17 protein-coding genes, 1 pseudogene and 1 riboswitch are annotated in these 23,755 nt (G+C 61.3%); of the genes and pseudogenes, 10 read left to right on the forward strand and 8 right to left on the reverse strand.

Annotated elements, in window-relative coordinates; all coding sequences use genetic code 11:
* From NKH19_RS28490 to hemA, 3 genes are all read right to left on the reverse strand, one after another.
* A partial coding sequence (locus NKH19_RS28490) for a phosphomethylpyrimidine synthase ThiC (protein WP_352983318.1) occupies positions 1–946 on the reverse strand: 946 nt, incomplete at its 3' end.
* A 103-nt stretch (positions 947–1,049) separates the two neighbouring features.
* Positions 1,050–1,166, reverse strand: a riboswitch (TPP riboswitch).
* Positions 1,167–1,389: 223 nt separating this feature from the next.
* Positions 1,390–2,694: an ATP-grasp domain-containing protein gene (locus NKH19_RS28495; protein ID WP_352558836.1), complete on the reverse strand. Its 1,305-nt coding sequence runs from the start codon at positions 2,692–2,694 to the stop codon at positions 1,390–1,392.
* Positions 2,695–3,264: 570 nt separating this feature from the next.
* Positions 3,265–4,476: a 5-aminolevulinate synthase gene (gene hemA, locus NKH19_RS28500; protein WP_352760692.1), complete on the reverse strand. Its 1,212-nt coding sequence runs from the start codon at positions 4,474–4,476 to the stop codon at positions 3,265–3,267.
* Between the two features lie 842 nt (positions 4,477–5,318).
* On the opposite strand from hemA, the gene NKH19_RS28505 reads away from it, so the two are divergent.
* On the forward strand, positions 5,319–5,996 hold the full coding sequence (locus NKH19_RS28505) for a GntR family transcriptional regulator (protein ID WP_352837615.1): 678 nt from the start codon (positions 5,319–5,321) through the stop codon (positions 5,994–5,996).
* Positions 5,997–6,007: 11 nt separating this feature from the next.
* Here the strand turns inward: NKH19_RS28505 and NKH19_RS28510 are convergent, their stop codons facing one another.
* A complete protein-coding gene (locus NKH19_RS28510) occupies positions 6,008–6,760 on the reverse strand; it encodes an SDR family NAD(P)-dependent oxidoreductase (protein WP_286461381.1) in 753 nt (250 codons plus the stop codon).
* 365 nt (positions 6,761–7,125) lie between these two features.
* Here NKH19_RS28510 and NKH19_RS28515 point away from each other — a divergent pair.
* The 7 genes and pseudogenes from NKH19_RS28515 to NKH19_RS28545 all read left to right on the forward strand — a co-directional run.
* Positions 7,126–7,631, forward strand: a pseudogene (locus tag NKH19_RS28515) (ISNCY family transposase); the annotation flags it as partial.
* Between the two features lie 476 nt (positions 7,632–8,107).
* The gene (gene torT / locus NKH19_RS28520; RefSeq protein ID WP_352538809.1) at positions 8,108–9,178 is read left to right on the forward strand and encodes a TMAO reductase system periplasmic protein TorT; all 1,071 of its coding nucleotides are present in this window, start codon (positions 8,108–8,110) and stop codon (positions 9,176–9,178) included.
* A 116-nt stretch (positions 9,179–9,294) separates the two neighbouring features.
* Positions 9,295–10,755: a sugar ABC transporter ATP-binding protein gene (locus NKH19_RS28525; RefSeq protein WP_352983321.1), complete on the forward strand. Its 1,461-nt coding sequence runs from the start codon at positions 9,295–9,297 to the stop codon at positions 10,753–10,755.
* Complete coding sequence (locus NKH19_RS28530; RefSeq protein ID WP_352443110.1) at positions 10,752–11,726, forward strand: ABC transporter permease; 975 nt, start codon at positions 10,752–10,754, stop codon at positions 11,724–11,726. The genes NKH19_RS28525 and NKH19_RS28530 overlap by 4 nt, the downstream gene beginning before the upstream one ends.
* Positions 11,719–12,708: an ABC transporter permease gene (locus NKH19_RS28535; RefSeq protein WP_352443109.1), complete on the forward strand. Its 990-nt coding sequence runs from the start codon at positions 11,719–11,721 to the stop codon at positions 12,706–12,708. Before NKH19_RS28530 ends, NKH19_RS28535 begins: the two co-directional genes overlap by 8 nt.
* Positions 12,709–12,724: 16 nt before the next feature.
* Complete coding sequence (locus NKH19_RS28540; protein WP_352538807.1) at positions 12,725–14,785, forward strand: hydantoinase/oxoprolinase family protein; 2,061 nt, start codon at positions 12,725–12,727, stop codon at positions 14,783–14,785.
* A 32-nt stretch (positions 14,786–14,817) separates the two neighbouring features.
* Positions 14,818–16,611 (forward strand): hydantoinase B/oxoprolinase family protein, encoded by a 1,794-nt coding sequence (locus NKH19_RS28545; protein ID WP_023768620.1) that lies wholly within the window; start codon positions 14,818–14,820, stop codon positions 16,609–16,611.
* Positions 16,612–16,655: 44 nt separating this feature from the next.
* On the opposite strand, the gene NKH19_RS28550 is transcribed toward NKH19_RS28545, so the two are convergent.
* From NKH19_RS28550 to NKH19_RS28565, 4 genes are all read right to left on the reverse strand, one after another.
* Positions 16,656–17,339, reverse strand: coding sequence for a GntR family transcriptional regulator (locus NKH19_RS28550; protein WP_023737066.1), 684 nt, complete (start codon positions 17,337–17,339; stop codon positions 16,656–16,658).
* Positions 17,340–17,427: 88 nt separating this feature from the next.
* The gene (locus NKH19_RS28555; protein WP_023768619.1) at positions 17,428–18,741 is read right to left on the reverse strand and encodes an aspartate aminotransferase family protein; all 1,314 of its coding nucleotides are present in this window, start codon (positions 18,739–18,741) and stop codon (positions 17,428–17,430) included.
* Between the two features lie 33 nt (positions 18,742–18,774).
* A complete protein-coding gene (locus NKH19_RS28560) occupies positions 18,775–19,755 on the reverse strand; it encodes a transketolase family protein (RefSeq protein WP_352983323.1) in 981 nt (326 codons plus the stop codon).
* Entirely contained in the window at positions 19,752–20,633 is an 882-nt protein-coding gene (locus NKH19_RS28565) for a transketolase (protein WP_023768618.1), read from the reverse strand. Before NKH19_RS28565 ends, NKH19_RS28560 begins: the two co-directional genes overlap by 4 nt.
* A 97-nt stretch (positions 20,634–20,730) precedes the next feature.
* Here NKH19_RS28565 and NKH19_RS28570 point away from each other — a divergent pair, with 97 nt between their 5' ends.
* Positions 20,731–22,110, forward strand: coding sequence for an aminotransferase (locus tag NKH19_RS28570; RefSeq protein ID WP_352793957.1), 1,380 nt, complete (start codon positions 20,731–20,733; stop codon positions 22,108–22,110).
* Between the two features lie 122 nt (positions 22,111–22,232).
* On the forward strand, positions 22,233–23,726 hold the full coding sequence (locus NKH19_RS28575) for an NAD-dependent succinate-semialdehyde dehydrogenase (protein WP_352983325.1): 1,494 nt from the start codon (positions 22,233–22,235) through the stop codon (positions 23,724–23,726).
* The last annotated feature ends 29 nt before the right edge of the window (positions 23,727–23,755 follow it).

Genomic DNA, 23,755 nt, shown 5'->3' on the forward strand with positions numbered 1-23,755 from the left:
GCGGGATATAATGCAGCCGCACGCCGGCGTGGATGGTGAAATAGTCGACGCCTTGCTCGGCCTGTTCGATCAGCGTGTCGCGGTAGACCTCCCAGGTCAGATCCTCGGCAATGCCGCCGACCTTTTCGAGCGCCTGGTAGAGCGGCACCGTGCCGATCGGCACCGGCGCGTTGCGCACGATCCAGTCGCGGATGTTGTGGATGTTGCGGCCGGTCGACAGGTCCATCACCGTATCGGCGCCCCAGCGGATCGCCCACACCATCTTTTCGACCTCTTCCGCCATCGACGATGTGACGGCGGAGTTGCCGATATTGGCGTTGATCTTGACCAGGAAATTGCGGCCGATGATCATTGGCTCGCTCTCGGGATGGTTGATGTTGGCGGGGATGATCGCCCGTCCGCGCGCCACCTCGTCACGCACGAATTCGGGCGTGACGAAATCGGGCAGCGTCGCGCCGAAAGCCTCGCCGTCGCGCTCAAGCTTGCCGCGCAGGATCTCGCGACCAAGGTTCTCGCGGATGGCGACGAACTCCATTTCGGGTGTGATGATGCCGGCGCGCGCGTAGGCAAGCTGCGTCACCGCCTTGCCTGCTTTGGCCCTGAGCGGTCGGTGGCGGATGGGAAATTCTGGCGTCAGGCGTTCGCCCGTCGCGAATCCGTTGTCCTCCGGCCGGACATGGCGGCCGTCGCAGACCTCGACATCGCCGCGCGCCAAGATCCATTCGTGGCGAAGCCGGGCCAGGCCTTTTTCGATGCTGGTTTCGACAGCCGGATCGGTATAGGGGCCCGACGGATCGTAGACGGTGACGGGCGGTTCGCCGGCTGTCGGATGGACGGAGATTTCGCGCATCGGCACCCTGATCTGCGGGTGGATGGCACCGGGCTTGTGGATCTTGCGCGAAGCAGGCAGCGGCCCCGTTGAGACGGCTGGGGTGAGGGCATTCATCTTGAGGCTCCTTTGCTCATGCATTGGAGACCCAGTTCTGTGCCGGAAGGATGAAAAGACGCTTCTGTCGACCTGCCGAAACAGGACCTCGGGCGTGAACTCCCGCAGAGCGCTTGCACCGTCCCTACGCCAGTATGAACTGGATCAGGTTCAACGGGTCACTGCGCCGCGAAAGCCAGCAGTATCTCAGCCCCTTGCCGGGACTCCCCTGGTGAATGCCTCAAGTTGAACGGGCCGGCGTTGTCTTGTCAAGCGCATGTTCGTCCTGCGGCGGCGGTGGGCGGCATTCAAATTGGGCCCAAATTGGGCCGACGGCCTCGCCATGGGTCGCGGAGAAGTTCCGCGGGAGACAAGGCAGGTGTGGCCAAAGCTGCATTTGCCTCGTCAAACTTGATGTGACATTGACGTAGACGGAACTGCTGCGTTTCAAGGATCTTAAGCCGTCAATGCCTGATCGGAACAGAACTGGTGGGCCGCCCGAACGCCCCACAAACATCGTGCTCTCGATCACCTCTTATTGTCGCCGGAAAAGGGGTGATCGACCATTCGATCAAGTCGACCGCTCGCTGAAGGGCGCCCTCGGTTTCAGCACGGCTGGGCGAAGTGGCAATGACATGTCCAATCCAGTCTCGGAAATCCCCCTTCCTGACGATCGGTGTCTTGGGTTCAACATTCAATTTGACCTCGGCCACACCTGATATAGCAGCTGCCTGAGTGTCGCCACCAATCCAGTCGAGGGTGCCATCTTGATCAGGAAGCAGGAATCGCGCGGCCGCAGTATGCGAATGCTTTTTGCGCAGATCCCATTCCTCGCCAATGACAAGCTTGATGTGCTCGGTGACGAGGTCGACACCGTAAGCTAACTGGACCAGTTGAGGGTCGGGCGCGCCACTAAGACGCGGATTGACTTCAATGACAACTGGACCGCGTTTCGTGCACCGGAGTTCAATGTTAGTTGGCCCCCAGCCAAGGCCGAGAGCCCGCAAACAGCTCAGCGAAACATCGGCGATGCGCTCACGCTCCTGATCGGTTAGCAGGGCCGGATACGTCACCTCACGTATGACGAAATGGGGGAGGGGACCAAAGTCATTGGCGCAAATCGCAACGACCTCATTCCCCATAACATTAATGCTATAGAACGGGCCCTGTGCGAATTCTTCGACGAGTATTTTCGGTGTAGACCGCCATATGTGCTTTCCGCCCAATAGATGGGTCGTATGTTCGGCTACGTCTTCGAGGCTGCGGCACAATCGGACACCCATGCTGCCGCTGCCTACTGCCGGCTTAAGAATCACGGGCAGGCCGATCTCTGCAGCCGAGCTTTCTACTTCCGCCGCATTCGCTGCCAACCGATAGGCCGGTATTGGAACGCCGGCCTGCGCGAGGAGTTGGCGTTGCTTGAATTTGTCGCAGCTTCGTTCAATCGATTCAGGGTTCGGTCCCGGTAGATCGAAATGCCGGCAAAGCTTGCCAACTGTCGCATAGATCGATTCATGGTCCCCGGCAAAGCCAGTAATGCCAGCAATGTCGTGGGTAGCACGCAGCCGCGAACTTTCGCGGACCAACGCTTCGAGATTGCCAGTGTCGACACGGATTGCCTCAACGTTTTCCGCCGAAAGATAGTCGTACCGAGGTGGATCAGCCGTCAGAGTAATTGGATGAAGACCAAGACACTGAGCCGCTTGGACGTATAGCTGACCAGTACCCCTATGGCCTTCGACCAATATGAGCGCTCTTCTTCTTACCATTGCTGTTAATCCCGATGTTGCGTGCTGGCGGCGGTCCGAGGGTACCGGTGTCACTTTTGTGGCCGTGCCGGACCTCAGACTCGGGGTGCCGTACCATTGTCAACGACTGACGGTTGTAAAAATCTTGTAAATTGATTTGAAGGATCTGTTGCAGCGTTTTTGATTAGGGCGGCGTCGGAGGCTTGCTCCGTTCAAACCAGGTTAGCTGGGGTTGGTGTGTGATCCCGTGGGCCTGGGCGTGACCTACCCCTCGGGTAGGGCACGCCAAGCCACATCAAACTCGCAGCACAAGAACATGCGCTCTGGTCATACCGGCTCATGGTGAGCCCTGAATCTGGAACCGGCCCGATGTGTAAGCAGCGAGTCGTCAAACGGCCCCATTCAATCATGGAGTCACATCATTTAAGATCGCGAAAGCTGTCATTGCGGGTTACGGAACTGCTTTCCGATGACATTCGAAGATGCGATCGGGCGTCAGAACCGGATCGCTGACCGCCGCTTCCACCTCGGCGAGCCCGGCTGATATAATCAGGTCTGAGGCTGCGCGCCCTGTCGTTCCCAGCATTTACATTAGGCAGCCTTGCCAAGATTGTCCCGCAGCAGAACCTGCCTGAGCGCATCGACGAACGTCCGAATATCTGTCGTACTATGGGCAGGCGTAACCGTCACCCTGAACCGCTCGGTTCCCACCGGAACACTCGGCGCCAGAATTGGCTGAACGTATATTCCATGCTGATCCAGAAGCTGGCGGGACGCTTCCTTGCAACGGAATGGATCACCAATAGGCACAGGAATGATGTGGCTTCGGGTCGGCATGACGGGGATGCCCGCCTCTTTCAGCAATCCGATTAAAAGTTTCGTTTTCCGGTGCAGATCAATTCGTTCTGAATCTGAATCGCGAAGATGGCGCAGCGCTGCCAGCGCACCAGCCGCTAGCGCTGGCGCAAGCGCCGTGGTGAAAATGAAACCGATCGAGAAGCTTCGTATGCTGTCAACAATGGAGGCAGGTCCGGTCACATAACCCCCCATCGAGCCGAACGCCTTACCTAGCGTCCCTTCGATGATGGTTGGACGATCCATGATGCCAAGTTCCGCGGCAATGCCGGCGCCTTTCGGACCGTACATTCCCGATGCATGAACTTCATCCAGAAACGTCATTGCGCCAAATTCGTCCGCCATGTCACAGATATCTTTGATCGGTGAAATGTCACCGTCCATTGAATATACCGATTCAAAAACAATGATCTTGGGTCTTGCAGGATTTACGCTGCGCAGAAGCTCCCGCAAATGCGCAACGTCGTTATGCTGGAAGACGCGCTTTTCGGCCCGGCTGTTGCGGCATCCACTAATAATTGAAGCGTGGTTGTGCGCGTCAGAAAATATAATTGTGTCCGGCATCAAAGATGCCAATGTACTCAATGATGAATCGTTTGAGCTGAAGCCGGAAACAAAAATCAATCCTGCTTCCTTGTTGTGGAAAGCTGCAAGCTCCCGCTCGAGCAACACGTGATAATGGTTGGTGCCACCAATGTTGCGGGATCCTCCCGATCCTGCGCCGTTGGCATCGATGGCGCGCTTCATTGCCGATAGCACTTTGGGGTGCTGCCCCATACCGAGATAATCATTAGTGCACCAAATGGTTATCTCTTTTCGGCCGTCGGGCCTATTGAGCCAGGCCTTTGGGAAGTTGCCAGACTGACGCTCCAGATCGGCAAATTCACGATACCCGCCACGGCCTTTGAGTTGCTCGATTCTTCCGGCGAAATACTGCACATAATCCAAATCAATCTCCTGTTGGGAAGCCGTTTTTCGGCGCGCTCAGTGCTGCTTCACAGCGCACCTGCGCCGGCCCATCGCGTCGCATCCCTCGACAAGCACCAGCAAGATTGGATTTCGACTACGCGCTTGATCTTGCGGGGGTTTCGGCCGCTCCAGCTAATTCGGGTAACGCGCCCCAAAGTGCAAGTGAAGAGAATGTTAAATCTATTTGTTACTGAAATGTCTGAAATTGCATGAGTGTCGCAAGCGATTTCATAATTCTGGCCAGTCGTCGTTCGATTCCTGTCGCGGCCTTGTCAGAGCTGCGCTCGGCGGGCTTTCGGGCCCGAGAGCCGCAATGCGCGAGGGCCGCGTCTTGTCGCGCAACAGCCCTTGAAGCCCTTCGGCGGCGAAACGCTCTGCAAACGCCATACGCAGCTTTTGGACGTGCTGGCCTGCCGGATCATCTTGACGGTGCCGACGTCATCGTCGGTCCAGCCGGTTCGGAGTCGCCTCAGAATCGGAAATTTCTGCCCATCAGACTGGAAATTGACATGTAAGCTTCCCGGCTCCTTCAGATGTCATCATCTCTCGCACACCAACTCATGCCACGCAGATGAGATCGCGCCTTTTTCTGTCGTCACATTCCATTGTCAGAATCGGAAAAGAAGGGTCTCCTTGTTTTTATATGAAACAAAATTTCACAAATAATTATGAAAACGGACATGTTTGCTGCAGACAATTAACGTGCACGTACTTGTCTGCCGCTGCATAACGAAATATAGGCAGCGATTATAACTTATAAACGTAGTGAAACGCGTAAATCGACATTTCCATAGAGCTGCAGCAGAGGCGAGGGGAGTCCCATGGGCCCTATGAAGATGCAGCCCGAGGAGATGGGCAGCCTGTCCGCGCGGATTTACAGCAAGGTGCGGGATGGCTTGATCATCGGCAATTTCGCGCCGGGCGATCGTCTCCTTATGCAGGATCTTGCCGGGCAGCTCGGAACCAGCATTACGCCGGTGCGCGAAGCCTGTCTGCGGCTCGTCAGCGAGCAGGCGCTCGAGTTGCGCTCCGGCAGGTTCGCCGCGGTGCCAGACCTCAGCCGCGCCCGCTACATTCAGATCAAGCTGATCCGCGTGGCACTTGAAGGGCTTGCGGCAGAACACGCTGCCGACCATTTTGCCCCCGCCGATCTCGAACAGCTTGAGACCTTCCGCGCCTCATTTGTAGAGAGCCATAAGGCCGGTAATATCAAGGAAGCGCGATCCTCCAATCGCGCTTTCCACTTCGGCGTCTACCGCCTGTCGCGTATGCCGATGCTGATCGGACAGATCGAAAGCATGTGGGCCTCGATGGGTCCAATCCTTAACGTTTACGATCGGGAAATTCCGCGCGGGTACACCGGCGCGGAAGAACATGACCATCTCATCGAGGCCTTGAGGACTGGCGACAGGAAGAGGGCCCGCGAGGCGATCGAGAACGACATCCAGCGAGGCTCACATGGTTTTCTGCGCTATTTCGACGAGCGCGGCTCCGGCTGAGCTGAATTGCCCTAAGCACCATCGATCTGCGCGACGCGCGGTGTGCGCAGGCCGGCTGTTTCCCCGCCGTCTACAGTCACCACCGTGCCGTTGACATAGCTCGATTGATTCGAAAGTAACCAAGCGACCACATCAGCGATCTCTTCAGGGGCACCGAAGCGGTTGGCAGGGATCCGCAGTTCGAGCTGCTTCTTGCGCAGTGCATCGCTTATGATGTTGCCCATCATGCGTGTTTCGATCTGGCCGGGGCAGACAGCGTTGAAGCGGATCTCCTCGCCGAACTCCAGCGCGAGGGCCTGCGTCAGCCCGATGACCGCGGCCTTTGAGGCGCAGTAGGCAGCGAGCCCTTCTTCGCCCGTCTTTCCGGCGATGCTGGCCATGTTGACGACTGAACCCCTCCCGAGCCGCAAGCCGTCCAGCGCATGACGGATGAAGAAAAAGACGCTGCGTGCATTAACCGCAAGGACCTCATCCCAATCGTCCTGGGTGGCGGTGGCGAAGGCAATGCGCTTCGACATGCCGGCATTGTTCACGAGCCCCGCGAGCCGGCCGTTGCCAAGTTCAAGCGCACGGTCGACGACACGGCGGCAATCGTCTTCACGGATAATGTCACCGGCAACGAACGTGACACCGTGATTGGCGCGTTCGAGCGCCGCGCCCGCTTCTGCATCTCGGCCGGTCGCCACCACTCTGGAACCGGCAGACGCAAGTTTCTCCACGCAGGCCCGCCCAATCCCGTGCGTGGCGCCTGTTACGATGATCATTCCAATTCACTCCATTACGTATTTGGCAACCGCACAGTTTGGGGGGCTCGCTTTTGGGCCAATCCCCGCCCCATCAAATCATGACGAACAACGTTGTCGTCACCTAGGATCAGTGGATCAATTGTGACGCAGGTTAAAGCCGGTGGACTGGCCCAAGCGCCGGGCCGTCGGCCCAACGGCTGGATTGGCGATACTGCGCATGTGGCCATGTCTTTCCTCGCGTGATGGGGTGTTCCCTAGAAGCGGAGCGATATGCGGGTGTGACGACCGATAAGGCGGACCGGCTATTCCGATAGGGACATGCATACTGTCGCATGACCGACTCGTCATCCCCGCAAGGCCAGTAATGCCAGAAGTGCTGCACAATACGCCAAGAACGCACACCGACCAATCAGTGTTTCGACTGTTCGCCGCACACGGGATCGGCCTCTCAGCTGGCAAAACCATGTCGCAATGGCTGGACGTGCATCGCGATTTGCGAGCCTGGTGACGCGGGACTTGCGCCGGCACGCCATCAAGGGAACCGGCCGCGACGGCTTGCCGGCGGAGGCTGTGCTGCCCTGCCCCTGCTCAAGCAGCACCACCCACTAAGCATCGGGAACCCGCGTTCCATTTAGAAGCCTCCACGTTGCGGGCCTTTGCCCGGCTGCCGGGAGAATGAAGTCGCAAGACAACACCCGCAATCCGGGCGCCGACCTCTAGGAAGAACTCAGGCTGGCAAGCGCCAGACGAGAGAAGTTGGAAAGCGGCACGGTCGTGCGCGGGGAACCGTCATTTCAACAATCATCCGACCGCAGCGTGTTATGGCACGCTGCGGTGCGGTTCAGCGCGGCTGTTGCAGCACGCGAATGCACTGGGCACATCTCCTCCCTAAAGACACTATGACGATTTGGTCGATAGCGAAGTGCGGCTGCTGACCAATGGCTCTGTATTCGAAGGCCACGCTGATCGCTTTGACTTATTCGCCGGCGCTTGATGTCAGGCAACTCGATCGACAAGCCGCATACCGGTCGGTCGCGAGGAAGCCCACATCGCCGCGGCCAGTTGCATGGCTGCTGTCTCCGACCTCGTCTTTCGTCAAATGGATTGTGATCCCGGTCGAGGCAGCGAAACCGCGATTGAAGACACTTTCCCGGCTGAGCACCGGCTAATGAAAACCCTATTGACTTATAACTTATAAGTAGTACGGTAGCGCTGTGAAAATGAACAACGGCGCGGATAGCCCTGAAGGCGAACTCGCCTAGACGGTACTACGATCCGCCAGCAAGCCTCTGCTCCCAAGGCAGACCGCGGAGCCGGCGAAATCGCCGGCTCCGGACCCGGGAACACACGAAAATGGGGAATCACATGACCAAGAATCACGCTTTCCGATCCATCCTCGCGGCGGCTTTCGTCACCGGCGTGGCCGTCCTGCCCAACGCCGCCCAGGCCAAGGATTGGTGGCCCTTCAAGATCAACGCGGCCAAAGGCGGCGATCTGAAAAAAGTCGAGGCACTCGACTATGTGCCGCTGGAAAAGGCCGAGAAGCCTTGGAACCTGTGCGTCTTGTTTCCGCACCTCAAGGACAGCTACTGGGTCTCGGTCGACTATGGTATCGTTGAGGAAGCAAAGCGCCTGGGTGTCAAAGTGACGGTCCTGCAGGCTGGCGGCTATGACGCGCTGCCCAAGCAGCTGTCGCAATACGACGATTGCGTCGCATCCGGTGCCCAGAGTATCCTCGTCGCCGCCATCTCGGAAGCCGGTCTGGCGGCCAAGCTGAAGGAGGGCGACGCCAAGGGCCTTGTCCAGATCGCCGTCGCCAATCCCATTCTGGAAACTCCGATCACCGCGCGCATCACTCCCGATACCTACCAGAAGGGTTTTCAGGAGGGTGAGTACCTCAAGAAGTATCTCGGCGACAAAAAGACGACCGCGATCGGCCTGCCGGGTCCGCAGGGATCGGGTTGGGCGGAGAGCTATATGGCGGGCTTTCGCGACAGCATCAAAACCGGCAACATCAAGCTCGCGGCCGAGCTCTATGGTGAGCCCGGCGTTCCGCAAAGCCTGCGCCTCATCGAGGACGCCCTGCAGACCTATCCCGATCTCAATGTCATCTGGGGCGGGGCTGCTGCGGCGGAAGCGGCCGTCAGCGCCGTCGCCGACGCTGGCCGCGACGATGTCGTGATCATGTCGTCTTACGAGAACCAGACGATGCTGAAGCTGGTCAAGGAAGGCAAGGTGCTTGGCTTTGCCGCCGAGTATCCGGTGATGATGGGCCGCATCAGCGTCGACCTCGCGGTGCGCGCCTTGGAAAAGAAGGACTATGAGAAGGTTCTGCTGGTCGCGCCGGGTATCGTGACCAAGGACAACGTCGACAAAATCGACCCGACGCAGATTTTCGCGCCCGATGGGTGGAAGCCTGAATTTTCGGTACAATAGCCACATCTTCGATGGGCGGTAGACCTCGGCCTTGGCCTGCCGCCCGTTTTGCTTCGAGTTCGGTGGTGTCAGCGATGCTTGAACTTACGCGTATGACGAAGCGTTTCGGGGGTGTGGTGGCGCTTGACGGCGTCGACTTCTCGCTGTTGAGCGGTGAGGTCCATGCCCTTCTCGGTGAAAACGGCGCCGGCAAGTCGACGCTCATCAACCTGATAGCGGGAACGTATGGCTGGACCGAAGGCTCGTGCCGTATCGACGGCCAAACCGTTTCCGCGCTGACCCCACAGAAATCCCGCGATGCCGGCGTCGCGGCAGTGTTCCAGGAATTTAGTCTCGTCCCCGACCTCACGGTCGAGGAGAACCTGTTTCTTGGACGCGAGTTGAAAGGGCGGCTTTTCCTGAACCGGCGCGCGATGCGCGCCCGCGCCGAGGAACGCTTCCGCGAAATTGGCTTTCACGTCGAGCTGGACAGCAAGATCGAAACGCTGACCCGGGCGCAAAAGCAGATGGTCGAGATTGCCAAAGGCATGCTTTCGGATGCCAAGATACTCATCCTGGACGAACCGACCGCGTCGCTCACCGACGGTGAAGCGGAAAAACTTTTCGCCGCCATCGCGGGTCTCAAGGCCCGGGGCGTCGGCATTATCTATGTGTCGCACCGCATGGCCGAGATCCGTCGGCTCGCGGATCGTGTCACGGTGCTGCGAGGAGGGCGTAAGATCGATACCGTGGCCATCGCCGCGGCATCCGATGCTGCGCTCATTGAGATGATGGTCGGCCAGCCGGTCGAGCGAATCTACCCGTCAATCAGCCAGCGCCCCGCCGAGGTCGTGCTGGCGACCAGAGGGCTGCGTGTCTCCGGTAGCGTGTCAGATGCCTCCATCACGGTCAGGGCTGGAGAAATCGTCGGCCTGGCGGGCCTGGTTGGCTGCGGTCGTAGCGAACTTTGCCGGGCCGTGTTCGGCCTGGAGCGGGTGACGTCCGGTGAGATCGAACTCCATGGCGCGGTGGTAAGAGCGCCAGTCCCGCACGGCATGTTGCGTGCTGGACTTTGTTACTATCCAGCTGATCGCGGCGCCGAGGGACTGGCGCTTGGCCGTCCGGGCCGCGAGAACGTGACCATGGCCGCGCTTGACGACCCGAGACTGTCCCACGCCGGACTGCTCAAGTCATGGCGCGAGCGCCGGGCGATAGCCGGGCCGCTGAAGACACTGGGTTTGCGACCTATGGCGCCGGAACGCGCGGCGTCGTCGTTTTCGGGAGGAAACCAGCAGAAACTCGTGCTGGCGCGCGGTCTGATGCGCCCAGTCTCGGTCCATATTTTCGATGAACCGACGGTTGGCATCGACGTCGGCGCCAAAAGCGAGGTCTACCGGCTTATGAAAAGCCTGGTGGAGAATGGCGCGGCCATTCTGCTGTCATCGTCCGAACTGCCGGAGCTCGTTCACCTGGCCAACCGCGTCTACGTCATGCGTGAAGGGCGCATAGTCGCCGAACTCAAAGCCGACGGCATCACCGAAGCCTCCGTGCTGCGTCACTATTTCGACGCCCAAACCGGCGCCACGGAGGCAGCATGAGCCCTGACATGCTGCGGCGCCGTTTTCTGGAAACAGGCGGGATCGTCATCCTGCTTCTGGTCGCGGTCGCGGCGGCGGCCGCGATCATCGAACCGCGTTTTCTGAACCGCCTGAACATCCTCAACGTCCTGCGCAATTTCTCCTTCCTGGCGGTTCCGGCGATCGGCCAGATGATCGTCATGACCACCGGTGGTTTTGATCTGTCGGTCGGCGCCACGATGGCGTTGGCGTCCGTGGTCACGGCCGCGGCGATGGCCGCGATGCCCGACGCGGATGGGCTCCAGCTGCTGGTACCGGTGGCGCTGGCCTTGGCCAGCGGCGCCTGTGTTGGCCTGGTAAACGGAACGCTGGTGGCGCGGCTTTCCCTATCACCTTTCATGGTGACGTTGGCATCGTTGTCGATCGTCGCGGGAATTACGCTCTATTACACGCAGGGTATCCCGATCTATGGCGTTTCCGACGCCTTCGTCGATGCCATCGGGCGAGGGCAGGTGCTTGGCCTGCCGCCGGTCTTGCTGCTGGCGATCGTGGTGATCGCCATCGCCATCATTCTGCAGCGTCGGACCGCGCTCGGGCGCCACTTCTACGCCGTCGGCGGCAATGTCGGCGCCGCCCGGCTGTCGGGAGTGCGCACACACCGTGTGCTGATAACCGCCTATGTGCTCTCCGGTTTTCTGGCCGCGCTCACCGGTGTGCTGATCACCGCTCGCATCGGTTCTGGCCAGTCGACGATCGGCGGGACGCTGGGACTGGAGACGATCGCAGCGGCGGTGATCGGCGGCGTTTCATTGCGCGGTGGCTCAGGCCGCGCCGAGAACGTCGCCATGGCGGCGCTGTGCCTCTCAATCATCGCCAATGCGATGAACCTCACGCAGATCGACAGCAAATTCCAGACGCTGGTTCTCGGTTCCGTGCTCATCGGCGCACTGGCTTTCGACCGAATTGTTCAGGGGAGGCGGGCCAATGTCTGATCGTCCAGACATGGCGGCTCCGGTTGTTCTTGACCGCGCTCGGCCGGACATCCGCCAGTTCGCGGCGCAGGCCAAGCTGCCGGGGCTCGTATTCCTGGCCCTGCTAGTTCTCGGTCTGCTCGACCCGCGCATCGTTTCAAGCGGCAATCTCTGGAACATCGCGATCCAGACCAGCTATCTCGCACTCTTCGCCATGGCGCAGACCATGGTGCTGCTGACGCGCGGCTTCGACCTGTCGCTTGGTTTTACTGTCTCGCTCGTCAGCGTCATATCGGCGATGGTGATGACCGGAACCGGCGATATGCCCATCCTGTGGGGAATCGCCGCCGGCCTCGGCGTCGGGCTGCTGATCGGCGGGCTGAACGGCTTCCTCATCGCCGGTATCGGCATCAATCCACTCGTGACGACGCTCGGCATGGCCAACATTGTCATGGCGCTGGCGGCAACCGTCAGCGGCGGCTTTCCCGTGCCGGGCATTCCCGAAGCCTTCACGGAGGCCTTGGCGGAGGGACGGGTGATCGGCATTCCGGTGCCCATCGTGTTCGCCGCGCTGTGTTTCGCACTGCTGTTCCTGGTCCTGCGCTTCACCGTGTTCGGCCGCGGCCTGTATCTCATCGGTGCCAACCCGCGCGCGGCGAAGGCGGCGGGCGTTCGCACCGGACGTGTCGTTGCGATCGACTACGTGGTCTGCTCGCTGCTGGCCGCGATTGGCGCCATGCTGCTCACCGCGCGCACCGGGTCGGGCGAGCCCAACCTTGGCGGCAACCTGACCCTGGAATCGATAGCGGCGGCGGTGGTCGGTGGCGTGCGGCTGACCGGCGGCGAGGGAGGCGTCACGGCGGCTCTGCTCGGTGCCCTGTTCATCACGGTCATTTCCAACGCCATGAATCTCATGCAGGTCGACGGCTATCTGCAGCAGGTTCTTTTGGGCCTCATCATTCTGGCCAGCCTGATACTGGGCCGCGATCACAAGAAACGCTAACAGCTTCGGACCTTAAATGGCTTATCAAGTCTGCATCGATATCGGCGGAACCTTCACCGATTGCCTGGTTTCCGAGCCCGGTGGGAAAATCTCGATCTTCAAATCGCCCACCACGCCCGGCGAATTCGAGAAGGGATTCATCAACGTGCTGCACGTGGCGGCGGCCGGATACGGGCTCGATCCCGCGACGTTCATGACCAAGATCGACTTGATCGTACACGGCTCGACCGTCTCGACCAACGCGCTGGTCGAGCGCAAGACCGTCAAGGTCGGATTGATCCTCAACGAAGGACATCAGGACATCCTCGTCCTGCGCGAGGGGCCGCGCAAGGGCGCCTTCCAGTGGCGGCTCGACTATCCCGAGCCCTATGTCCCGCGCCACCTGACGAAGACGGCGCGGGGCCGCGTCGATGCGCGCGGGCGGGAGCTCACGCCTCTGTCGAGATCCGATGTCGAGGCGGCGATAGCCGACTTCCGGCGCTATGGGGTCGAAGCGATAGCGGTCGGTCTGCTTTGGTCGGTCGTCAATCCCATCCATGAAACAACGGTGCGCGATATCATCGCGCAGGCATGGCCGGAGATCCCGGTCACGCTTAGCCATGAAGTCAATCCGATGTCGCGCGAGTACAAGCGCATCATCGCGGCCGCTATCGACGCGTCGATCAATCCGATCGTGCGCACCTACATCGAGGACTTGCGGCAAGCACTTTCGCAGGCGGGTTTCCAGGGCGAGCTGCTGCTCGCCAACTGCGTCGGTGGAATGATGCCTCCCGCCGAGATGCTGCGGCGGCCAATCTACAGCGTCATGTCGGGGCCGACGCTGGCGCCGATGGCCGCGCTGGCGCTGAGCGACGAAGCCAACGTCATCGTCGGTGACATGGGCGGCACCACCTTCGACGTCTCGGCTTTGCGTGACCACCAGATCATCGTCACCCCGGACAGCATGATCCACGACGACTCGCTGGGGATCGCGAAAGTCGATGTGAGATCGGTTGGCGCCGGCGGCGGGTCGATTGCCTGGGTCGACGATGGCGGCCTGCTTCGTGTCGGGCCGCAAAGCGCTGGCGCGCGGCCGGGGCCGGCATGCTACGGAGCGGGCGGCACCGCGCCGACGGTCACCGACGCCAATGTCGTGCTCGGCATCATTGACCCGGATTATTTTCTCGGCGGCCGGATCAAGATCAGCCGCGATCTGGCCGAGAAAGCGGTCGCGAGCATCGCGACGCGGCTCGGCATCCCGCTGCTCGACGCGGCTTACGCCATCCAGACCACCAGCAACCACAACATGGTCGGGGCCATCGAGGAAATCACCATTCGCGAGGGCATAAACCCACGCGACAGTTTCTTTGTCTGCGGCGGCGGCGCGACCGCCATCCACATCGCCGAGATGGCCGACATATTGGGCTTGAAACGCTACATGATCCCGCGCTTCATGGCCGGGCTGAGCGCGTTCGGCGGGTTGATCTCTGATATCACGCGCGAGGAAAGCGCGGTTTTCCTGACCTCGACCCGGCGCTTCGACGCCGCCGGCGTCTCCGACATCCTGGCGCGGTTGAAGGTGTCGGGCGAAGCATTCCTCGAACAGGCCGGCGTTGAGCCCGAGCTGCGGCGTTTCGAGTTCTCCTTTCTTGGTCGCTACGAGTACCAGTCCTGGGAGATCGAGGTCCATTTCGAGGCCAATGAGGCGCGCCTCGAAGCGGAAAAACTCCCAAGTCTCGTCGAAGCGTTTCATCAGATGCACGAACGCATCTATTCGATCAGATCCGACCGCGACATTGTCGAATTCACCAACTGGAAGCTGCGCGCGGTGGGCAAGCGGGCCAATCAGGATGCTTGGAAGGATTTCAGGCTGGCCGACCAGGCGACGGCGCCGGTCGCCAAGACCCATCGGTCAGCTTATTTGCACGAAACCCGGGGGACGAGCTCTCTGCCTGTTTACGACATGGACCAGCTGGGCGCGGGGGCGGCGCTTGATGGGCCATGCCTGGTTGAGGCGACGACGTTCACCGCCTTCCTGAAGGACGGACATCGCGGGCGCGTGGACCCGCAAGGCAACATTGTCGTGACAGTCGATTGAGACTCAAACCTTCCCGAACAAGGCATCGTAAAATGAATTCACCTGTCATTCGCCTGGAGACGCCAACGCGCCGCGTCGATCCGTTCCTGATGTCGGTTCTCAAAAGCCGGTTCGAGGCGGTGGTGCGGGAAATGACGCTGGTCGTGATGCGGGCCAGCCGCTCAGCGGTGATCAAGAACGCCCGCGACCTGAGCTGTGCGATCCTGACCTATGATCACCGCCTCGTTTCCACCGAGGACGCGCTGCCGATCCACGTCATGTCGATGGATCTGGCGACCCGTCCGATAACGGAGTTGTTCGACGATATCGCCGACGGCGACATCTTCCTCAACAACTGCCCATACACTGGCGGCACCCATCATGCCGACCTGATCATGGCGATGCCGATCTTTTTCGACGGCAAGCCGCTGTTCTGGGCCGTGGCGCTTTCCCATCACGCCGATACTGGCGCGCCGACACCTTCGACCTATCTGCCATTTGCCAAGAACGTTTATGAGGAAGGGATCCACTTTCCCTGCGTGCGTGTGGTCGAACAGCACCGGGAGAAGCAGGACATCCTGCGCATCGGCATGATGCGCAACCGTGTTCCAGACATCTGGCTGGGCGACGTGCGAGCCCAGATCGGCGCCTGCAGGACCGGTCGACGCCGTCTCTTGGAACTGCTTGAAAAATACGGCCGCGACACGCTGCTGGATTTCGTCGAGGACTGGTTCGACTACGGTGCGCGTCGCGCCATGGCCGAGATCGCCAAATTGCCGAAGGGCAAGTTCTCCTACGAGGTCCGCCATGACCCGGTCCCCGGCGTGGCGGAGGAGGGCATCCCGGTCCGGATCACCATCGATGTCGACCCTGAAGCCGGCGAGATCACGGTCGACGTGCGTGACAACATGGATAACGTCCCTGGCGGTCTCAACCTGTCGGAAAACACCTGCACGGGCTCGTGCCGCATTGGCGTCTTCAACAATCTCGACGACGGCATCCCGCACAACGAGGGCGCCAAGAGCCGGATCAAGGTGTTGATGCGGGAGGGAAGCGTGGTTGGCAAGCCCCGCTACCCAGTAGGCACCTCGGTGGCGACCACCAATGTCAACGACCGGTTGATCATCGCCGGCAATTGCGTGTTCTCGACGATGGGAGAACCCTATGGCCAGGCCGAGAGCGGCTCGCACCTGCCGGCGGGGATCGGGGTGATTTCGGGCAAGGATCCGTTCAAGGACGGGCAGCCCTACGTCAACCAGGTCTTCATTGGCTACGCCGGCGGCGGCGCGCGTCACGGCTATGACGGCTGGTTGACATATTGCGGGCCGGCGAATGGCGGCCTGATCGCGCTGGATTCCGTGGAAGTGGACGAATCCATGTATCCCATCATCATTGAATCGCGCGGCGTGGTGGCGGATACCCAAGGCATTGGCGAGTTCGAGGGCGCTCCCGCGGTGGGCGGTGTCTTCTATCCCGTCGACCACGAGATGACACTGGTCTACTCGGCCGATGGCACAACCTTTCCGCCGCGTGGCGTGCTGGGCGGCGGTGACGCCAAAGCAAGTCGCAGTGCCAAGCGCGGCACGGATGGCAAGCTGGTGGAATTGCCGGCCTTCCATGAGGAGGCGTGCCGCGCCGGCGAGCGCATCGAGTTCGTTGCCTGTGGCGGCGGCGGCTACGGCGACCCGACCAAGCGCGATGTCCGCCGTGTCGCGGCCAGCGTTGGCCGCGGCTGGCTAACAAGCGAAGCGGCTCGCAAGTCCTACAAGGTTGCCCTGGTGCTGGACGCCGAGCAGGGCGTCTGGGCCGTCGACCAGGATGCCACCGCGCGCCTTCGGGCGGCCTGAGCCAGCGCGAAGAGAGGTCGCCAGCAAATGACCGGCGGCTTCGATCACGCCCGCTTGGCGGCCGCGTCCTGCTCGTCGAAATACCGCAACAGGTTCATGCCACCGCGCACGATGTCGCGTTCGATCGCCTTACGCGCCACCTTCTTGTTGCGGGTCCGGAACGCTTCGATCAGCGTCTCGTGCTCCTCCGCGCCGATGTAATCGTTCTCGGCCTGCAGATAATACACGTTAAGGATAGGGCCCATCGAGACCCACAGGCTTTCGATCTGCGCGATCAGCATATCCATCTTGGACAGGCGGTAGACGCCGAAGTGGAATTCACGATTGGCGCGACGGGCGCGGTCAGCATCGCCGGACGTTTCGCCGGCCACGAAATCGCGATGGATCTCGACCAGTTTTGCAATGTCCTTCTCCGAAACATGCTCAACGGCGAGTTCGGCCGCTAGTCCCTCGAGCGCGATGCGAATGAGCCGGACCTGCCAGTAACGCGACCGGGTCAGCTCTGGAACGGTGATGAACCGCCCTGACCGCAGTTCCAGCGCCTGCTCGCTGACGAGCCTGAAACAGGCCTCGCGCACAGGCGTGACGCTGGTGCCCAGCCGTTGCGCCAGATCCTGCATCAACAGTCTTTCGCCGGGCCGGAAATTGCCGGCGATCAGGGCTTCGCGCAGCGAGATATAAGTTCTCGCCGACAGACTGCCTTGCTCGATTGGCTGCATCGTGCTCATGGTCCACCGCTGCAATCTTGGCCGCACCGAATCGACAACGGATAGTGCGAGACGCTCTTATATCCTATAAGTCCGTTGCGAAACATGGCTAGGAGCTGGCGGGTTTCCCAGCGGAGAGCTTGCGCAGGATTGTCTCGATGATATCCAGCGATTTCTCGACTGTCGCCCGGTCATGGCTCCCTGACAGGTAGAGACGCTTGAGCGGAAGCGGCTGGCCGATCAGCCGGTTCGCCACCATCTCTCTGCGGAATGCAAGATCGAAAACATCGTCGTTGCCCAGCAAGTCCTGGTAGTCGCGGTAAGGACCGCTGAGGAAATAGATCAGCCAGACCGAGCCAAACCCGGCGCTCTGCGCGGGCAGGCCGAGGCGATCGATAATGCCATCCAGCTGCGTGCGCATGAAAGCGCCGAGGGCAAACAGGCGGTCGTAGAAGCCTGGTTTCGACAGCTCCTCAATCGTCGCCTGCATGGCGGCGAGCGTCGACGGCGTGCCGTTGAAAGTACCGCCCATGAACACGGATCCTTCCCCGGTCCGGCCGACGAGCGCCATGAGATCGCGACGACCGGCCACCACGCCAACGGGATAGCCTGACGAGGCCGCCTTGCCGAAGGTCGCGAGATCAGGCGTGACGTCGGCGATCGACTGATAGCCGCCGAGCGCGTGGCGAAAGCCGGTGATGACCTCGTCGAAGATCAGCACGACACCATGATCGCTGGTCAGGCGACGCAGCTCGCGCAGGAAAACATCCGTCGCGATCACCGACCCCATATTGTGAGCGATTGGCTCGATGATGATCGCCGCGACATCGCCTGGATTGGCCTTGAGATAATCCTCGACGGCGCCGGCATCGTTGTAAGGCAGCACGATGGTGTGACGGGCGGCATCCTCGAGGATGCCAGCACTGATGGGATCGTACTTGCCGATCGCCTGCGCGTGCGACTGTACGTTCATGGCGACATAGTCGTGCCAGCCATGATAGCCGCCTTGGAACTTGATGATGCGCTTGCGACCGGTGGCGGCGCGGGCAAGGCGCAGGGCGTGATAGGTCGCCTCCGATCCGGAATTGCAGAAGGCGACGAGATCCGCGCAAGGGATGCAGTCGACCAGCGCCTCCGCCACCTCGATCTCCAGCCGCATCGTTCCCGCACCGACAAGATCGATATCCTGCGTGACCGCAGCGATGCGTTCGCGCACCGCCGGATGACAGTGGCCAAGCACGTTGGCGCCGAAGCCGCAATGGAAGTCGGTGTACTGGTGTCCGTCGACGTCGTAGAGAAACGCACCCTGCGCCCGGGCAAATACATGCGGCGCGCCGAGCCTGCGGCTCGGGCTGAGCAATCCGCCCGGCATCACCGCACCGGCGCGCTCAATGAGTCGGGCGGTGTTATTCTGATCGGTCATCGGAATGTCCGTGCATGGCTATGGTCCGCCGGCTCAGCCGAGGGCTTCAAGAACGGTGGCCTCGATTCCCGCCGCGTCCAGCCGGTAGTGCTTGTAGAGATGCGTTGGCGGCGCAATCAGGCTGTATTCGTCGCGGATGCCATGGCGTATCAACCGTGCCGGGCTGCCCGCCTCCGCCAGGATTTCCGCCACGGCGCCGCCCAGACCGCCCAGGATATTGTGTTCCTCGATGGTTAGAATGAAGCGGGAGTGAGCCGCGGCCGAGAGCACTGCCTTCGTATCCATTGGCTTCACCGTATGCATGTCGATCAGTCCGACGGATTTGCCCGCCGCGCGCAGCGCGCGGTAAGCCTCCCTTGAGGGATGGACCATCGAGCCACAGGCGATGATGGTCAGGTCCGATCCTTCGCCGTGAACGATCGCCTTGCCGAACTGGAAGTCGACGCTGTCGTCTTCATAGACCAGCGGTTCCTGGCCGCGGCCAATGCGGAAGTAGATTGGCTGGGCATGATTGACAGACGCCTTGACGGCGGCCGCCAGTTGCGGGCCGTCAGCCGGCGCGACGACCGTGAGGTCGGCGATGCTTCGCATGATGGCAAGATCTTCCGTCGCATGGTGGGAGGTGCCGTAGAAGCCGAGTGAAATACCGGCATGATGACCGATCAGCCGCACCGGCAGAGCCGAATAGGCGACGTCGGTTCTGATCTGTTCGCAGCACAGCAGCGCCAGGAAAGAAGCGAATGTAGCGACGAACGGCATGGCGCCTGTGCTGGCCATGCCGGCAGCAGCCGAAACCATGTTCTGCTCGGAAATGCCAAATTGCGTGAAGCGTTCGGGAAAGCGTTGCGCGAACCGCACCAGCCCGTTGGAATATTGAAGGTCGGCCGTACCGGCCACGACCGGATAACCGTCTTCGACCAGATCAATGAGCGCGTTGGCCAGATAACTCAGGCCAGGCGCACGCGCGTTGATCTGGCGGTACTGCCAGGAGTTGGTATCGATCGGGCCGTTCATTGTGTTTTGCCTCCACGCTTGATCTCTTCGGCGGCCAAGGCCTCGTCCGATGGCGCGAGATAGCCCAGATGCCAGCCGGGTTCGGTTTCCATGTAACCAACGCCCTTGCCTTTGGAGGTCTTGGCAATGATGCAGACGGGCCGGGTGCGGTCTGCCTCGGCCTTCAACTGTCGCAGCAGCGTCGCGAGAGCGACGACGTCGTGCCCATCGACCTCGTGCACCTGCCAGCCGAACGCCGCCCATTTGTCGGCCAACGGTTCGATGCCGATGATGTCGTCGACCTGCCCGTCGAGCTGGTATCCGTTGCGGTCGACGATGGCGATCAGATTGCCGGCCTTATGGTGGGCGGCGGAGAGCGCCGCTTCCCAGACCTGGCCCTCCTGCATCTCGCCGTCACCGAGCAGGACATAGACATCGAAGCGCCGGTTGGCCGCACGGCCGCCAAGCACCATGCCGAGGCCGCCGGACAGGGCATGGCCGATCGAGCCGGAGCTGAAATCGACGCCGGGCACCTTGCGCATGTCGGGATGATCGCCAAGCGGATTGCCGAGCCGGGTGTAGCCATCGAGGACGTCCTTGGAGAAGAAGCCCCAGTCGACCAGCAGCGGGTAAAGGCCGACCGCGGCATGTCCCTTGCCCATCAGGAAGCGGTCGCGATCCGGCCATTGCGGCTCGCCGCGCCTCAGCCGCATCGCATCGTAGTAGAGCGTGGCGAATATTTCCGCGCAGGAGAACACCGACGAATAGTGGCCCACCTTGGCGATCTGGATGAGGCGCAGCGTCTCGAGCCGGACGAACTCTGCCCTGTCGCGCAACAGGGCGATCCGCTCCGCGTCGGGTGGCAGGGTGTTGTTTGAAGGAGTGGGTGCGTTGGCCATTGGACGTCACTCTCAGGATCATTTTTTCTCGACAACTTATAAGTTATAAGATATTCCTCGCCGAAGCAACCGCCTATCTGGTCGCAAGGAGAATTTGATGAACAACGAATCGCGCGTGCTGGACATGGCCAGGCACTTTCATTCCCAAACGGATCCACGCCTGCATGAGGATCATGGTCCGTTGACGATCGTGGCCGGCGAAGGCGCGACCGTCACGGATGACGCGGGCAACCGCTATATCGAGGGCATGGGCGGACTCTGGTGTGCCTCGCTCGGCTTCAGCGACAGCCGGCTGGCCGCCGCTGCTGACCGCCAGATGCGCAAGCTCGCCGTCTATCACACCTTCAATCACCGCTCGAATGAGCCCACCGTCGAACTCGTTGAACAGCTTACCGCGTTGGCGCCGTTCGACCACGCGCGCGTCTTTCTGGTCGGCTCCGGTTCGGAAGCCAATGACACGATGGTCAAGCTCGCCTGGTATTACCAGGCCGCGCGGGGACGTCCGGAGAAACGCAAGATCATCAGCAGGTTTGGCGCCTTCCACGGCAGTACGATCATGGGCGCGGCGCTGAGTGGGCTGCCGCACATGCACAAGTCCTTCAACCTGCCGCCGCTTCCCGTCATATTCGCCGCGCGGCCGTTCCACTATCTCGACGGTCTGCCGGGCGAGGCGGAGCATGACTACGCCACGCGCCTGGCCCAGGAACTCGAGGCCCTGATCCTGGCGGAGGGGCCAGAGACGATTGCCGCGATGATCGCAGAGCCAGTCATGGGCGCCGGCGGCGTGCTGGTACCGCCGGAGAATTATTTTCCAAAGGTTCAGGCGGTGCTGCGCAAATACGACATTCTGATGCTGGCCGACGAGGTGGTCTGCGGTTTCGGACGCACCGGAAATTGGTTCGGCAGCCAGACTTTTGGCATGGAACCGGACATGCTGTCGGTCGCCAAGGGGCTTTCATCCGGTCATCTGCCCATTGGCGGCGTCATTATCTCCGACAAGGTCTACCAGTGCGTCGCCGACGAGGCCCACAAGGTCGGCGTGTTCGGCCACGGTTTCACCTATTCCGGCCATCCGGTGACAGCCGCCGTCGCCGCCGAGGCGATCAGGATCTACCGCGAGATCGATCTCGTGAGCCAGGCGCGCCGTCTCGGCGATTATCTGCATGCAGCGCTCGCGGACGCGCTCAACGACCATACACTGGTCGGCGAGGTCCGCGGCCGCGGTTTTATAGCGGGGATCCAGATCGTCGAGGATCGCGCCACCCGTCGCGCCTTTGCGCCGGAGCTGCGAATTGGCACCGATGTCGAGCGGCGGTGCCGCGAGCACGGAGTCATGATCCGCAACATGGGCGACGTGCTGGCAATCTGCCCGCCCTACGTCATCGCCCCTAAAGAGATCGATTACATGGTTGATGGCATTCGCGCGGCTCTTGATGAGACCGCGGCGGCCCATGCGCGGACTGACCAGTCGGCATGAACCCGCCCGGCGTGCGGCGAGACGTCGCTGGAGGGGCCGGCCGCGCGAAAGGCGCTTGGGCAAGCGCGAGCCGCAGCCAGCATACAGGATCCTGATTGTCTTATCCGAACGGAGGCCAGACCATGCTTCAGAAAACCAGCCATTTCATGCGCCAGGCCAATCTCATCAACGGCGAATGGGTGCAGGCCGACAGCGGCCAGACGGTCGACGTCAACAACCCGGCCACCGGTCTCAAGATCGGCACCGTGCCGAAGTCGGGCAAAGCCGAGACCCGCCGCGCCATCGAAGCCGCCGCGGAAGCTTTCAAGACCTGGCGCAAGACGACCGCGCTCGAGCGCTCGAAGCTGCTGCGCAAGCTGCACGACGCGATGATGGACAATCAGGACGTGCTGGCCGAACTGCTGACCATCGAGCAGGGCAAGTCGCTGTTCGAATCGAAGGGCGAGATCGGCTCCGCCGCGGCATACATATTGTGGTTCGCCGAGGAAGGCCGCCGCACCTATGGCGACGTCGTGCCGTCGCCGTGGGCGGATCGCCGTATCCTGGTGACCAAGGAGCCGGTCGGCGTCATCGCCGCCATCACGCCGTGGAATTTCCCGTCTTCTATGCTGGCCCGCAAGCTTGGCCCGGCACTCGCCGCCGGCTGCACCGCCGTGGTCAAGCCTGCGTCGCAGACACCATATTCGGGTCTCGCCTGGGGCGCGCTCGCCGAGGAAGTCGGCTTCCCCAAGGGCGTCGTCAACATCCTGACCGGTTCGGCCAGCGAGATCGGCGACGAGATCTGCGCCAATCCGCTGGTGTCGAAGATCACCTTCACCGGATCGACCGAGGTCGGCAAGCTTCTCATCCAGAAGTCGTCGGTCACCGTCAAGAAGGTGTCGATGGAGCTCGGCGGCAACGCACCGTTCATCGTCTTCGACGACGCCGACCTCGAGCGTGCCGTTGCCGGTGCGATCACCGCCAAATATCGCAATTCCGGCCAGACCTGCGTCTGCACGAACCGCTTCCTTGTCCAGGCAGGTGTCTATGACAAGTTCGTCGAGAAGCTCGCTGCCGCCAGCAACGGGCTGAAGGTCGGCTCTGGCCTCGAGGACGGCGTGCAGCAGGGGCCGCTGATCGACGAGAAGGCGGTCGAGAAGGTCGAAGAACTGATCGCCGACGCCACATCCAAGGGCGGCAAGATCGTTGCCGGCGGCAAGCGCCATGCGCTCGGCGGCTCGTTCTTCCAGCCGACCGTCATCGCCAACGCGACACCCAATATGCGCTTCATGAAGGAAGAGATCTTTGGGCCGGTCGCCCCGGTGTTCAAGTTCGAGACCGAAGAGGAAGCGATAGCGCTCGCCAACGACACCGAATTCGGCCTCGCCTGCTATTTCTACACCGGCGATCTCGGCCGCGCCTTCCGCGTCATGGAAGGGCTGAAATACGGCATGGTCGGCGTCAATGAAGGCCTCATCACCACGCCGGAGGCACCCTTCGGCGGCGTCAAGGAATCCGGCCTCGGCAAGGAAGGCGGACATCAGGGCATCGAGGATTACCTCGACACCAAATATGTCTGCATCGGCGGCCTCGGCTCTAGTGCGCCGGCTTTTCCCGCGTCTCAGAACGCGGAATGACGAACCCGCGGGTGATCCGGTGAAAATCT

This window comes from Mesorhizobium sp. M1338 (genome assembly GCF_040318045.1).
In the GTDB taxonomy this organism is placed as follows: domain Bacteria; phylum Pseudomonadota; class Alphaproteobacteria; order Rhizobiales; family Rhizobiaceae; genus Mesorhizobium.